This is a genomic window from Streptomyces sp. NPDC057445, assembly GCF_042802855.1.
Lineage (GTDB): Bacteria > Actinomycetota > Actinomycetes > Streptomycetales > Streptomycetaceae > Streptomyces.
In genome coordinates this window covers 139,311-153,321 of sequence record NZ_JBHVDH010000008.1, presented here as the reverse complement: position 1 = coordinate 153,321, position 14,011 = coordinate 139,311, and the positions used below count along the sequence as shown (strand labels likewise).

11 protein-coding genes and 2 pseudogenes are annotated in these 14,011 nt (G+C 69.9%); 11 read left to right on the top strand and 2 right to left on the bottom strand.

Annotation, left to right across the window (positions count from 1 at the left end):
- The first annotated feature begins 9 nt into the window (after positions 1 to 9).
- Entirely contained in the window at positions 10 to 1,272 is a 1,263-nt protein-coding gene (gene hisS, locus ACFU5O_RS19485) for a histidine--tRNA ligase (RefSeq protein WP_384241980.1), read from the top strand.
- Positions 1,273 to 1,374: 102 nt separating this feature from the next.
- Here hisS and ACFU5O_RS19480 read toward each other — a convergent pair.
- Together ACFU5O_RS19480 and ACFU5O_RS19475 are read right to left on the bottom strand one after the other, a co-directional pair.
- Positions 1,375 to 1,738 (bottom strand): annotated as a pseudogene (locus ACFU5O_RS19480) (LuxR C-terminal-related transcriptional regulator); the annotation flags it as partial.
- Positions 1,728 to 2,126 (bottom strand): annotated as a pseudogene (locus ACFU5O_RS19475) (histidine kinase); the annotation flags it as partial. The pseudogenes ACFU5O_RS19475 and ACFU5O_RS19480, both read right to left, overlap by 11 nt.
- Positions 2,127 to 2,519: 393 nt before the next feature.
- On the opposite strand from ACFU5O_RS19475, the gene ACFU5O_RS19470 reads away from it, so the two are divergent.
- The 10 genes from ACFU5O_RS19470 to aroC all read left to right on the top strand — a co-directional run bounded on the left by ACFU5O_RS19470 (position 2,520) and on the right by aroC (position 13,997).
- Positions 2,520 to 3,167 (top strand): vitamin K epoxide reductase family protein, encoded by a 648-nt coding sequence (locus ACFU5O_RS19470; RefSeq protein ID WP_384241978.1) that lies wholly within the window; start codon positions 2,520 to 2,522, stop codon positions 3,165 to 3,167.
- Between the two features lie 60 nt (positions 3,168 to 3,227).
- Positions 3,228 to 4,595, top strand: coding sequence for a replication-associated recombination protein A (locus ACFU5O_RS19465; protein ID WP_384241976.1), 1,368 nt, complete (start codon positions 3,228 to 3,230; stop codon positions 4,593 to 4,595).
- Between the two features lie 413 nt (positions 4,596 to 5,008).
- Positions 5,009 to 5,623 carry a 30S ribosomal protein S4 gene (gene rpsD, locus ACFU5O_RS19460; RefSeq protein ID WP_384241974.1) on the top strand — a complete coding sequence of 205 codons (615 nt, stop codon included), beginning with the start codon at positions 5,009 to 5,011 and terminating at the stop codon, positions 5,621 to 5,623.
- Positions 5,624 to 5,877: 254 nt separating this feature from the next.
- The gene (locus ACFU5O_RS19455; protein ID WP_384241972.1) at positions 5,878 to 6,315 is read left to right on the top strand and encodes a DUF948 domain-containing protein; all 438 of its coding nucleotides are present in this window, start codon (positions 5,878 to 5,880) and stop codon (positions 6,313 to 6,315) included.
- A 7-nt stretch (positions 6,316 to 6,322) separates the two neighbouring features.
- Entirely contained in the window at positions 6,323 to 6,691 is a 369-nt protein-coding gene (locus ACFU5O_RS19450; protein WP_384241969.1) for a hypothetical protein, read from the top strand.
- Positions 6,691 to 9,360, top strand: coding sequence for an alanine--tRNA ligase (alaS, locus tag ACFU5O_RS19445; RefSeq protein WP_384241968.1), 2,670 nt, complete (start codon positions 6,691 to 6,693; stop codon positions 9,358 to 9,360). The genes ACFU5O_RS19450 and alaS overlap by 1 nt, the downstream gene beginning before the upstream one ends.
- Before the next feature lie 8 nt (positions 9,361 to 9,368).
- Entirely contained in the window at positions 9,369 to 9,833 is a 465-nt protein-coding gene (gene ruvX / locus ACFU5O_RS19440) for a Holliday junction resolvase RuvX (protein WP_384241965.1), read from the top strand.
- Between the two features lie 101 nt (positions 9,834 to 9,934).
- Entirely contained in the window at positions 9,935 to 11,764 is a 1,830-nt protein-coding gene (gene mltG, locus ACFU5O_RS19435; RefSeq protein ID WP_384241963.1) for an endolytic transglycosylase MltG, read from the top strand.
- On the top strand, positions 11,742 to 12,584 hold the full coding sequence (locus ACFU5O_RS19430; RefSeq protein ID WP_384241961.1) for a shikimate dehydrogenase: 843 nt from the start codon (positions 11,742 to 11,744) through the stop codon (positions 12,582 to 12,584). The genes mltG and ACFU5O_RS19430 overlap by 23 nt, the downstream gene beginning before the upstream one ends.
- Positions 12,585 to 12,812: 228 nt before the next feature.
- Entirely contained in the window at positions 12,813 to 13,997 is a 1,185-nt protein-coding gene (aroC, locus tag ACFU5O_RS19425; protein ID WP_384241958.1) for a chorismate synthase, read from the top strand.
- The last annotated feature ends 14 nt before the right edge of the window (positions 13,998 to 14,011 follow it).

The window sequence follows — 14,011 nt, the reverse complement described above, 5'->3', positions numbered from 1 at the left end:
AGACTTTTCGTGAGTACCTTCCAGGCCCCCAAGGGCACCTACGACCTGATCCCGCCGGACTCCGCGCAGTACCTGGCGGTGCGCGAGGCGATCTCCGCGCCGCTGAGGAACTCCGGCTACGGCTACATCGAGACGCCCGGCTTCGAGAACGTCGAACTGTTCGCGCGCGGTGTCGGTGAGTCCACCGACATCGTGACCAAGGAGATGTACGTCTTCGAGACCAAGGGCGGCGACAGGCTCGCCCTGCGCCCCGAGGGCACCGCGTCGGTGCTGCGCGCGGCGCTGGAGGCCAACCTCCACAAGGCGGGCAACCTGCCCGTCAAGCTCTGGTACTCGGGTTCGTACTACCGCTACGAGCGCCCGCAGAAGGGCCGCTACCGGCACTTCTCGCAGGTCGGCGCCGAGGCGATCGGAGCCGAGGACCCGGCTCTCGACGCCGAGCTGATCATCCTGGCCGACCAGGCGTACCGCTCGCTGGGCCTCAGCAACTTCCGCATCCTGCTGAACTCGCTCGGCGACAAGGAGTGCCGTCCCGTCTACCGCGACGCGCTCCAGGACTTCCTGCGCGGGCTCGACCTGGACGAGGACACCCGCCGCCGCGTCGACATCAACCCGCTGCGGGTCCTCGACGACAAGCGCGACGCGGTCCAGAAGCAGCTCGTGGGCGCGCCGCTGCTCCGTGACTACCTGTGCGACGCGTGCAAGGCGTACCACGAGGAGGTGCGCGAACTGCTGACCGCCGCGGGCGTCGCCTTCGAGGACGACGAGAGGCTGGTGCGTGGCCTCGACTACTACACGCGCACGACCTTCGAGTTCGTCCACGACGGTCTCGGCTCGCAGTCCGCGGTGGGCGGCGGCGGCCGCTACGACGGCCTCTCCGAGATGATCGGCGGCCCGGCGCTCCCGTCGGTCGGCTGGGCGCTGGGCGTCGACCGTACGGTCCTCGCGCTGGAGGCCGAGGGCATCGAGCTCGAGCTCCCGGCGAGCACCAGCGTGTTCGCGGTCCCGCTGGGTGAGGAGGCGCGCCGCGTCCTGTTCGGCATCGTCACGGAGCTGCGCAAGGCCGGTGTGGCGGCGGACTTCTCGTTCGGCGGCAAGGGCCTCAAGGGGGCGATGAAGAACGCCAACCGGAGCGGTGCGCGGTACGCGATCGTCGCGGGCGAGCGCGACCTGGCAGAAGGCGTCGTCCAGCTCAAGGACATGGAGTCCGGGGAGCAGACCGCGGTCCCGCTGGACGGCCTGGTGCCGGAGATCCGGTCGCGCCTGTCCTGACGGGCGGGTTGAGTCCTGCGGAGCATCCCTCGCCCGGCCCCCGGTCCATGAGGCCCGCGGGCCGGGACGGGGCCCGGTTCGGAACAGGCAGGCTCGGGGCCGCTACAGCAAGCCGTGGCGCATCGCGCTCGTCAGGGCCGCGGTGCGGTCCGTGACATCCAGCTTGTTGAAGATGCGCAGCATGTGCGTCTTCACCGTCGACTCGGCCACGTACGGTTGCCGCCAGTTGCCGCCCGATCTCCGCGTTCGTCGCGCCCTCCGCGACCAGGCGGAGAACAGCCACCTCGCGGTCCGAAAGCCGCGGCCGTTCCGGCTTGGTGCGCAGCTGGTCCACCAGTCGGGCCGCCACCGACGGGGCCAGGACCGTCTCCCCGCGGACGGCCGCTCGTACCGCGTCGGCGAGCTCCGCGCGCGTCATGTCCTTCAGCAGGTGGCCCGCGGCGCCGGCTTCCACCGCGCGCAGGATCCGGCAGTGAGCCGCCGTCGAGGTCGGCGGGCGCGCCGCCGGTGACCAGCGCCCGGGCCTCGGCAAGGTTCTGACGGGCGGTCACGGCCATCAGATCGAGGTGGCGCCGGGCCTGCACCGGATCCGTGTCGGGTTCCGACTGCACCGCCTGTACGAGCACGAGCAGACTCGTGAAGCCCTGGGCCGGCGTGTCATGGATCTCCCGGGACATCCGCTCCCTTTCGCTGAGGGCGACGCGTTCCGCCGAGAGCCGGGCGACCTCCTCGCGGCCGGCCTCCAGATCGGCGATGAGCGCGGCCCGTTCCTTGCTCTGTTCGATGATCCGGTCCACCCAGACACCGAAGAAGACGGAGAAGGCGAGGGTGACGACGGCGGACATGGCGTTGAAGAGGGCCACGGGGCCTCGGGCCGCCGGATCGAAGCCGGTCGTCGGCTCGTCGAGCAGGAGCAGTTCCCGATCGCCGATCACAGCGAGGGCCACGTCGAGCCGTCGCCGCCGGCCGCCGGAGAAGCCCTGACCCGCTCCGTCGGGTCCCAGGAGGGCGAAAACCTCACCCCGCCGGATCGACAGGTCGAGGCCGTCCACCGCTCTGACCTCGCCGTACTGCTTGCGAAGCCCGCGCACTTCCACCGCCGTTGTCGTCATGCTCAGAAGATTCGCGCGGAATCCAGGCCACCGGGCCCCCCGTGCGTACGTCCTTATGTCCATCGAACGGTGGACAGAGGCAGACGTGCGGCAGAATGACCATGCCAGCAGCGAACCGAGCGATGGAACGGCGATATGACGACTGCAGCGGTTGACGGAGTGTCCTCCGGCCAGGAGGCGGAGGGCGTGCGCGGCGCGGTCGGAGGCGGCCGGGCGTTCGCCTGGCTGCTCGTGATCACCGGCGCGGCCGGACTGCTGGCCTCGTGGGTCATCACGATCGACAAGTTCAAGATCCTCGAGGCCAAGGTCGCGGGGAAGACATTCACCCCGGGCTGCAGCCTCAACCCGATCGTCTCCTGTGGCAGCGTCATGGAGAGCGACCAGGCGGAAGCCTTCGGGTTCCCCAATCCGATGCTCGGTCTCGCCGCCTACGCGATCGTGATCGGCGTCGGTATGAGCCTGCTGGCGGGTGCCCGCTTCCGCCGCTGGTACTGGCTGACGTTCAACGCCGGCACGCTCTTCGGCGTCGGGTTCTGCACCTGGCTCCAGTACCAGTCGCTGTACAACATCAACGCGCTGTGCCTCTGGTGCTGCCTGGCCTGGGTCGCCACGATCTTCATGTTCTGGTACGTGACCTCCCACAACATCCGCAACGGTCTGCTGCCGGCCCCGGCGTGGCTGAAGAACTTCCTCTCCGAGTTCACATGGGTCCTGCCGGTGCTGCACACCGGAGTCATCGGGATGCTGGTCCTGACCCGCTGGTGGGACTTCTGGACGAGCTGACGGCCGGACCGGCCGACGGCGTTGTCAGCGTTGTCAGTGGTCTGACCTAGGCTTCATGACGTGGAGCCCGATCTCTTTACAGCAGCCGCCGAGGAGCGCCAGGAGAAGGACCCGACCGCGAGTCCCCTGGCCGTCCGGATGCGCCCGCGCACCCTGGACGAGGTCGTCGGCCAGCAGCATCTGCTGAAGCCGGGATCTCCGCTGCGCCGGCTCGTCGGCGAGGGCGGCGGAGGGCCCGCCGGCGCGTCGTCCGTGATCCTCTGGGGGCCGCCGGGCACCGGCAAGACGACCCTCGCGTACGTGGTCTCGAAGGCCACCAACAAGCGTTTCGTCGAGCTCTCCGCGATCACCGCGGGCGTCAAGGAGGTGCGGGCGGTCATCGAGGGCGCCCGCCGCGCCGCCGGAGGCTTCGGCAAGGAGACCGTCCTCTTCCTCGACGAGATCCACCGCTTCAGCAAGGCCCAGCAGGACTCCCTGCTGCCCGCCGTCGAGAACCGCTGGGTGACGCTCATCGCGGCGACCACCGAGAATCCGTACTTCTCGGTGATCTCCCCCCTGCTCTCCCGTTCCCTGCTCCTCACGCTGGAGCCGCTCACGGACGACGACGTGAGCGGGCTGCTGCGGCGGGCTCTGACGGAGGAGCGCGGGCTCGGCGGTGCGGTGACGCTGCCGGAGGACTCGCGGGCGCATCTGCTGCGCATCGCCGGGGGCGACGCCAGGCGCGCCCTGACCGCACTGGAGGCCGCCGCGGGCGCGGCGCTGGCGAAGGGCGAGCAGGAGATCTTCCTCCAGACCGTGGAGGAGACGGTCGACCGCGCCGCGGTGAAGTACGACCGCGACGGCGACCAGCACTACGACGTCGCGAGCGCCCTCATCAAGTCGATCCGCGGCTCCGACGTGGATGCGGCGCTGCACTATCTGGCCCGGATGATCGAGGCGGGGGAGGACCCGCGGTTCATCGCACGACGCCTGATGATCTCGGCCAGCGAGGACATCGGCCTCGCCGATCCGACCGCCCTGCCGACGGCCGTGGCCGCCGCACAGGCCGTCGCCATGATCGGCTTCCCCGAGGCTGCCCTGACGCTCAGCCACGCCACGATCGCCCTGGCCCTCGCCCCCAAGTCCAATGCGGCGACGACCGCGATAGGGGCCGCGCTGGCGGACGTACGGAACGGGCTGGCGGGCTCCGTCCCGCCCCATCTGCGCGACGGCCACTACAAGGGCGCGGCCAAGCTGGGCCACGCCCAGGGTTATGTGTACCCGCACGACGTCCCGGGTGGCATCGCCCCGCAGCAGTACGCGCCGGACGCGGTCCACGGCAAGCGGTACTACGAACCGACGAGGTACGGGGCCGAGGCGCGGTACGCGGACGTGGTGGAGAAGGTCCGTGAGCGCCTGCGCGGCGAAGGCCCGGCCGACGGCCGCTGATCGACGGCCACCGGCCACCGGCCACCGGCCAGCGGCTGCCGGCCGTCAGCCTCGGTACGCCCGGGTCCGTCGCACCCGGACCCGGCCTGTACACTTGCCCGCAGCGCTGCGTCCCGTGTCCGGTTTCGGCCGGCACCACCAGAACGGGACATCCAGCCGGAGCCTCCACCGCCTTCGGGCCGGAGACCTCCAGGAGCGTCGCGCACCGTCGAAGGTGTCGCGGGCAGCCCACCACCCCTCCCGAGGCGGTCGGTGGGCCACTCGCGTGCTGCACGTATGTGCCCAGACCAGGGAGCGGCTGCCCACCGAGTCCGCCATTCCACGGCAGGACCCGAGGGGTTTCCCAGGCTGCGGATGCGACCTCCCCTAACCCTGGTGAAGCCGAATTCACAGAGAACAAGAGAGGTTGGTTCATGCCGAACCAGTCCCGCCCCAAGGTCAAGAAGTCCCGTGCCCTTGGCATCGCGCTGACCCCGAAGGCCGTCAAGTACTTCGAGGCCCGCCCCTACCCGCCGGGTGAGCACGGCCGTGGCCGCAAGCAGAACTCGGACTACAAGGTCCGTCTGCTCGAGAAGCAGCGGCTTCGCGCCCAGTACGACGTCTCCGAGCGTCAGCTGGTCCGCGCCTACGAGCGCGCCAGCAAGGTCCAGGGCAAGACCGGTGAGGCGCTGATCATCGAGCTCGAGCGCCGTCTCGACGCCCTGGTGCTCCGCTCCGGTATCGCCCGCACGATCTACCAGGCCCGCCAGATGGTCGTCCACGGCCACGTCGAGGTCAACGGTGGCAAGGTCGACAAGCCGTCGTTCCGTGTCCGCCCGGACGACGTCGTGACGATCCGCGAGCGTTCCCGCGAGAAGCCCCTGTTCCAGGTTGCCCGCGAGGGTGGCTTCGCCCCCGACGGTGAGACCCCGCGCTACCTGCAGGTCAACCTCAAGGCGCTCGCCTTCCGCCTGGACCGGGAGCCGAACCGCAAGGAGATCCCGGTGATCTGCGACGAGCAGCTCGTCGTCGAGTACTACGCCCGCTGATCCAGCGGTCGCAGTACCACCGGCCTCACGCGCCCGAGCCCGCCGTTTCCCCGCCCTCACCGGTAGGGAGCCGGCGGGCTCTCGCGTTCCCACGGGGCGGGACGCGGAACGTGTCCGCGCGTGAGCACTGCGTACAATCGTCTCCCGCAACTCCCGTGCCGGGGCCCTCGATCCGGTACGGGGTGTGACCTCGGGCGCGATAGGGTCGGAGGACGACTTTCGAAGGCCCATCGACGAGCAGAGAGCGGTGCAGCGTGACCGGTGGAGAGGTTGCCGGGATCCTGGTGGCCGTCTTCTGGGCGATCCTGGTCTCCTTCCTCGCCGTGGTGCTGGTGAGGCTGGCGCAGACGCTCAGGGCGACCACCAAGCTGGTGGCGGATGTGACGGAGCAGGCCGTGCCGCTTCTGGCCGACGCCTCCGCGACCGTACGTTCCGCCCAGACCCAGCTCGACCGGGTGGACGCCATCGCCTCCGACGTCCAGGAGGTCACCTCCAACGCGTCGGCACTCTCCACCACCGTCGCCTCCACCTTCGGCGGACCGCTCGTCAAGGTCGCGGCGTTCGGCTACGGAGTACGGCGCGCGCTGAGCCGCAACAGAACCGGCGACGCACCTCCCCCCGAGCGGGCACGGCGGACGATCGTCGTCGGCCGCACCGTGCCGGCGCCCAGGCGCCGGAAGAAGAAGGGCTGAGCGAGCGATGTTCCGCCGTACGTTCTGGTTCACCGCGGGCGCCGCAGCCGGTGTGTGGGCCACCACCAAGGTCAACCGCAAGCTCAGGCAGCTGACCCCGGAAAGCCTGGCGGCCCAGGCCGCCAACAGGGCGATCGAGACGGGCCATCGCCTCAAGGACTTCGCCCTCGACGTCAGGGCGGGCATGGTCCAGCGCGAGGCCGAGCTCGGCGAGGCTCTCGGTATCGAGGCGCCCGCCGACGGCACCCGAAACGAGCTGCCGGGGCAGCGCCGCCCGGCCGCCCTCGACGCCCGGGCCGAAAACCACAAGCAGGACGAGAAGCACTACGGGATGCTTGACAGCAAGCACTCGTACAACCGGAATGAGGACCACTGATGGAGTCGGCTGAAATCCGCCGCCGCTGGCTGAGCTTCTTCGAGGAGCGCGGGCACACCGTCGTGCCTTCGGCGTCGCTCATCGCGGACGACCCGACTCTGCTGCTGGTCCCCGCGGGCATGGTGCCCTTCAAGCCGTACTTCCTGGGCGAGGTCAAGCCGCCGTTCCCGCGCGCCACCAGCGTGCAGAAGTGCGTGCGTACGCCCGACATCGAAGAGGTCGGCAAGACCACCCGCCACGGCACGTTCTTCCAGATGTGCGGCAACTTCTCCTTCGGCGACTACTTCAAGGAAGGCGCCATCAAGCTCGCCTGGGAGCTGCTCACCACCCCGGTGGAGGACGGCGGTTACGGGCTGGAGCCGGAGAAGCTCTGGATCACCGTCTATCTCGACGACGACGAGGCCGAGCGTATCTGGCGTGAGGTCGTGGGCGTCCCCGCCGAGCGCATCCAGCGCCTGGGCAAGAAGGACAACTTCTGGTCCATGGGCGTCCCCGGACCCTGCGGCCCCTGCTCGGAGATCAACTACGACCGCGGTCCCGAGTTCGGTGCCGAGGGCGGCCCGGCCGTCAACGACGAGCGCTACGTGGAGATCTGGAACCTGGTCTTCATGCAGTACGAGCGCGGCGAGGGAACCGGCAAGGAGGACTTCGACATCCTCGGCGACCTCCCGAACAAGAACATCGACACCGGACTCGGCCTCGAGCGCCTCGCCATGATCCTGCAGGGCGTGCAGAACATGTACGAGACCGACACCCTGCGCGTCGTCATGGACAAGGCCACCGAGCTCACCGGCGTCCGCTACGGATCCGGCCATGCCTCGGACGTCTCGATGCGCGTGGTCGCCGACCACATCCGTACGTCCGTGATGCTCATCGGCGACGGTGTCACCCCCGGCAACGAAGGCCGTGGCTATGTGCTGCGCCGCATCATGCGCCGTGCCATCCGCAACATGCGTCTGCTCGGTGCCACAGAGCCGGTCGTCGCCGCCCTGGTCGACGTGGTCATCAAGACCATGGGGCAGCAGTACCCGGAGCTGGAGACCGACCGCAAGCGCATCGAGACGGTCGCGCTGGCCGAGGAGGCCGCCTTCCTGAAGGCCCTCAAGGGCGGCACCAACATCCTCGACACCGCCGTCACCGAGACCAAGGCCACCGGCGGCACCGTTCTCTCCGGCGACAAGGCCTTCCTGCTCCATGACACCTGGGGCTTCCCGATCGACCTCACTCTGGAGATGGCCGCCGAGCAGGGGCTGTCCGTGGACGAGGACGGTTTCCGCCGCCTGATGAAGGAGCAGCGGGAGCGCGCCAAGGCCGACGCCAAGGCCAAGAAGACCGGCCACGCCGATCTGTCCGCCTACCGCGAGGTCGCCGACACCTCCGGCTCCACCGAGTTCACCGGCTACGGCAGCACCGAAGGCGAGTCGACCATCGTCGGTCTGCTCGTCGACGGTGTCCCCTCGCCGGCCGCCTCGGAGGGCGACGAGGTCGAGGTCGTCCTCGACCGCACCCCGTTCTACGCCGAGGGCGGCGGCCAGCTCGCCGACCAGGGCCGGATCAAGCTCGACACCGGCGCCGTCATCGAGATCCGCGACGTGCAGCAGCCGGTCCCGGGCGTCTCGGTGCACAAGGGCTCGGTGCAGGTCGGTGAGGTGACCGTGGGCGCCTCTGCCTACGCCGCCATCGACGTCAGGCGCCGCCGCGCCATCGCCCGTGCCCACAGCGCCACGCACCTCACCCACCAGGCGCTGCGCGACGCCCTCGGCCCGACGGCCGCCCAGGCCGGCTCCGAGAACTCGCCGGGCCGCTTCCGCTTCGACTTCGGTTCGCCCGCCGCCGTCCCCGGCACGGTCCTCACCGACGTCGAGCAGAAGATCAACGAGGTCCTCGCCCGTGAACTCGACGTCCAGGCCGAGGTCATGAGCATCGACGAGGCCAAGAAGCAGGGCGCCATCGCCGAGTTCGGCGAGAAGTACGGCGAGCGGGTCCGCGTCGTCACCATCGGCGACTTCTCCAAGGAGCTCTGCGGCGGTACGCACGTGCACAACACCGCCCAGCTGGGCCTGGTGAAGCTGCTCGGCGAGTCGTCGATCGGCAGCGGCGTGCGCCGCATCGAGGCCCTCGTCGGCGTCGACGCCTACAACTTCCTGGCCAAGGAGCACACGGTCGTCGCCCAGCTCCAGGAGCTGGTCAAGGGCCGCTCCGAGGAGCTGCCGGAGAAGATCGCCACCATGCTCGGCAAGCTGAAGGACGCCGAGAAGGAGATCGAGAAGTTCCGGGCGGAGAAGGTCCTCCAGGCCGCCGCCGGGCTCGCCCAGGGTGCCAAGGACGTCCGCGGCACCGCCCTGGTCACCGGCCAGGTCCCGGACGGTACGTCCGCCGACGACCTGCGCAAGCTGGTCCTCGATGTCCGCGGCCGCATCCCGGGAGACCGTCCCGTGGTCGTGGCCCTGTTCACCACGGCCAACGGCCGCCCGCTGACCGTCATCGCCACCAACGAGGCCGCCCGTGAGCGCGGTCTCAAGGCCGGCGAGCTGGTCCGCACGGCCGCCAAGACCCTCGGTGGCGGAGGCGGCGGCAAGCCGGACGTCGCCCAGGGCGGCGGCCAGAACCCGGACGCCGTCGGTGACGCCATCGACGCCGTCGAGCGCCTCGTCGCCGAGACGGCGTGACCTCGGTCATGCGCAGAGGACGTCGGCTCGCGATCGACGTCGGGGACGCCCGGATCGGGGTCGCCTCGTGCGACCCCGACGGGGTACTCGCCACCCCGGTGGAGACCGTGCCGGGTCGTGACGTCCCGGCCGCCCACCGGCGCCTGCGACAGCTCGTCGAGGAGTACGAACCGCTCGAGGTGGTCGTCGGTCTGCCGCGCTCGTTGAGCGGCGGCGAAGGCCCGGCGGCCGTCAAGGTCCGCGCCTTCGCCCAGGAGGTCGCACGGGGCATCGCACCGGTGCCCGTGCGACTCGTGGACGAGAGGATGACCACAGTGACGGCCGGTCAGGGGCTGCGCGCCTCCGGCGTTAAGTCCAAAAAAGGCCGTTCTGTCATCGATCAGGCAGCCGCTGTGATCATCCTTCAGAATGCTCTTGAGTCCGAACGGGTATCGGGTAATCCGCCCGGGGAGAGCGTCGAAGTGGTCATCTGATCGCGATACGGTAACGTTCCGCGCGATGCGGCGGCGTTCGAACAGCTGCCGCACAACGTAGAGGCGGACCGTCCGGACCCCTCGCGGCTGTTTGGGGATCGATGACTGATTATGGACGGGGCCCCGGCCCCGAACCGTGGCACCCCGAGGACCCGTTGTACGGGGACCAGGGGTGGAGAGGTCAGCAGGGCCCGGACGGCCACGCCGCGCCGTACGGCGACCAGCAGCAGCCGTACCAGCAGCAAGATCAGCAGCAGTACCAGCAGTACCCGCAGCAAGATCAGCAGCAGTACCAGCAGCAGCCGCAGCAGGAGTACGGCGTCGGGTACCAGGACCCGTACCAGCAGCCTTACGGCGACCAGCGGCAGTACGGTGACCAGCAGCCTTACGGCGACCGGCAGCACCACGGCGACCAGCAGCAGTACGGGGGCGCCCCCCAGCACTACGGCGATCCGCAGCAGCAGCCCCCGTACGGAGCCCCCGGCCAGTACGGCGACCAGCCCTACGCCGGCCAGCAGTACGGCACCGGAGGCTGGGACACCGGGCAGCAGACCGCGATGCCCTACGACCCCGCTCCCGGTACCTCCTACGGCGGCGAGCGGCCCGATCTCTACGGCACGCCCGACGCGTACCCGCCGCCCAGGCCCCCGGGCCACCGGACCGAGGCCACTCCCGAGCCCGGGCCGGACTCCGGGACCGACCAGGACTGGCAGGCGGAGCAGGAGGAGGAGACCCACCCCTTCTTCACCGGCGAGGACGGTGACGACGACGGCGACGGCCGCGACGACGAGCCGGGCGGATCCCGCCGTGGTGGAGGTCGTGACGGCCGGGGCAAGGCCAAGAAGCAGAAGAAGGGGCGCAACGGCGTCGCCTGCCTGGTCGTCGCCGTGGTGCTCGTGGGCGGTGTCGGCGGCCTCGGCTATGCCGGATACAGCTACTGGCAGCAGAAGTTCGCTGCGGCGCCGGACTACGCGGGCAGCGGCACCGGCAGCGTCGAGGTGGAGATCCCGGAGAACTCGACCGGCGCGGAGATCGCGAACGCCCTCAAGGACGCCGGTGTCGTGAAGAGCGTCGATGCCTTCGTCGCGGCACAGGGGGAGAACCCGGACGGGGGCAAGATCCAGGCCGGCGTCTACCTCCTCAAGAAGCAGATGTCGGCGGCGAGCGCCGTGGAGGCCATGCTCCGACCCGCCAGCCGCAATGCCCTGTCGATTCCCGAGGGCCAGCGGAACACGTGGGTGTACGAACAGATCGACCGGCGTCTCCAGCTCGAACCCGGTACGACGAAATCCGTCGCGACGGCACAGGCCAAGAACCTCGGGCTGCCCGACTGGGCCCAGGGGCATACGAACGTCAAGGACCCGCTCGAGGGCTTCCTCTACCCCGCCACCTATCCCGTCGCCAAGGGGTCCAAGCCGGAGGCCATCCTCAAGAAGATGGTCGCCCGCGCCAAGGAGGAGTACGGCAAGGCGGATCTCGAGGGCAAGGCGGCGAAGTTCGGTCTCGAGGGGCCCTGGGAGCTGCTCACCGTGGCCAGTCTGGTGCAGGCCGAGGGCAAGACGAAGGACGACTTCCGGAAGATGTCCGAGGTCGTCTACAACCGCTTGAAGCCCACCAATACGGAAACGAATCAGCTGCTCCAGTTCGACTCCGCCTTCAACTACCTCAAGGGCCAGAGCAAGATCGACATCAGCGAAGGCGAGATCAACAGCAACAAGGACCCGTACAACACGTACACGCAGAAGGGGCTCACTCCGGGGCCCATCGGCAACCCGGGCCAACTGGCCATCAGCGCCGCCATGAATCCGACCTCTGACGGCTGGATCTACTTCGTGGCGACCGATGGCAAGCACAAGACGGAGTTCGCCAGGAACATCGCCGAGTTCCAGAAGTTGAAGGACAAATTCAATGAGCAGCGCGGAAGCGACTGAGGCCCGCAGGGCCGCGGTCCTGGGGTCGCCCATCGCCCATTCGCTGTCCCCGGTGCTGCACCGCGCCGCCTACGCGGAGCTCGGTCTCACCGACTGGTCGTACGACAGGTTCGAGGTGAACGAGGCGGAGCTGCCGGGCTTCGTCGAGGGGCTCGACGGGTCCTGGGCCGGGCTGTCCCTGACCATGCCGCTCAAGCGTGCGATCATCCCGCTCCTCGACGAGATCAGCGACACCGCGGCCTCCGTCGAGGCCGTCAACACGGTGGTCCTCACCGAGGACGGCCGCCGCAAGGGCGACAACACCGATATCCCGGGCATGGTCGCCGCACTGCGCGAGCGCGGCCTGGAGAAGGTGGAGTACGCCGCCGTCCTCGGCGCCGGAGCCACCGCCTCCTCCGCGCTGGCCGCGCTGTCGACGATGTGCTCGGGCCCGGTCACGGCGTATGTGCGCACGCACGCGCGCGCCGACGAGATGCGCGGCTGGGGTGAACGGCTCGGTGTGGAGGTGCACACCGCCGACTGGGCCGAGGCCGGGCACGCCTTCGACGCCCCGCTCGTCATTGCCACCACACCGGCCGGGGCCACGGACGCCCTCGTCCCGTACGTCCCGGACCGTCCCGGCACGCTCTTCGACGTGCTGTACGACCCCTGGCCGACCTCGCTCGCGGCGGCCTGGGCCGAGCAGGGCGGAACCGTCGTCGGTGGCCTCGATCTTCTGGTCCACCAGGCGGTGTTCCAGTTCGCGCAGTTCACCGGCGAGTCCCGGTCTCCGCTGGCGGCGATGCGGGAGGCAGGGCGCGCAGCACTTGGCCTTGGATGATCGGCCGGCACCGGATCAGTGGCACCAGGCCGGCGGTCTCGTACAGCTGTCCGTGCGAAATTCGGCCGGATCTCGCCGTCGGGCGAAGCCGGTGACCCCGGTCCGCAAGGCGGACAGCGGAACCGTGAGCCGTCCCGACGTGGGAGGATCGGGAGTGGCCGGTCAGGGCCGCGCAGGCGGTCGTGCCGTCGCCGTACGCATGATTGGGCGTAAGTAGGAGGAGCACCGTTGAGCAGGTTGCGCTGGCTGACCGCGGGAGAGTCGCACGGCCCCGCATTGGTGGCGACGCTGGAGGGTCTTCCCGCCGGTGTCCCGATCACCACCGAGATGGTGGCGGACCACCTGGCCCGGCGGCGCCTCGGCTATGGACGCGGTGCGCGGATGAAGTTCGAGCGTGACGAGATCACCTTCCTGGGTGGCGTGCGCCACGGGCTGACCATGGGCTCGCCGATCGCGATCATGATCGGCAACACGGAGTGGCCCAAGTGGGAGAAGGTCATGGCGGCCGACCCGGTCGACCCGGACGAACTCGCCGAGCTGGCCCGCAACGCCCCGCTGACCCGCCCGCGGCCCGGCCACGCCGACCTCGCGGGCATGCAGAAGTACGGCTTCGACGAGGCCCGGCCGGTCCTGGAGCGCGCCAGCGCCCGGGAGACCGCCGCACGTGTCGCGCTCGGCGCGGTCGCGCGCTCCTACCTCAAGGAGACCGCGGGCATCGAGATCGTCTCGCACGTCGTGGAGCTGGCCGCGGCCAAGGCTCCGTACGGGGTGTACCCGACACCCGCCGACGTCGAGAAGCTCGACGCCGACCCGGTCCGCTGCCTGGACGCCGACGCGTCGAAGGCGATGGTCGCGGAGATCGACCAGGCCCACAAGGACGGCGACACACTCGGTGGCGTCGTCGAGGTGCTCGCCTACGGTGTGCCGGTCGGCCTCGGTTCACACGTCCACTGGGACCGGCGTCTCGACGCCCGGCTGGCAGCGGCCCTCATGGGCATCCAGGCGATCAAGGGCGTCGAGGTCGGCGACGGCTTCGAACTCGCCCGCGTACCCGGCTCCAAGGCGCACGACGAGATCGTCTCCACCGAGGACGGAATCCGGCGCACCTCGGGCCACTCCGGCGGCACAGAGGGCGGACTCACCACCGGTGAGCTGCTGCGCGTCCGCGCCGCGATGAAGCCGATCGCGACCGTGCCCCGGGCCCTGAGGACCGTCGACGTCTCCACCGGAGAGGCTGCGGCCGCACACCACCAGCGCTCCGACGTGTGTGCCGTGCCGGCCGCCGGCATCGTCGCAGAGGCGATGGTCGCGCTGGTCGTCGCCGACGCCGTCGCCGAGAAGTTCGGCGGCGACAGCGTCCCGGAGACCCGCCGCAATGTGCAGTCGTACCTCGAGAACCTGGCCATCCGGTGACCGGACCGCAAGTC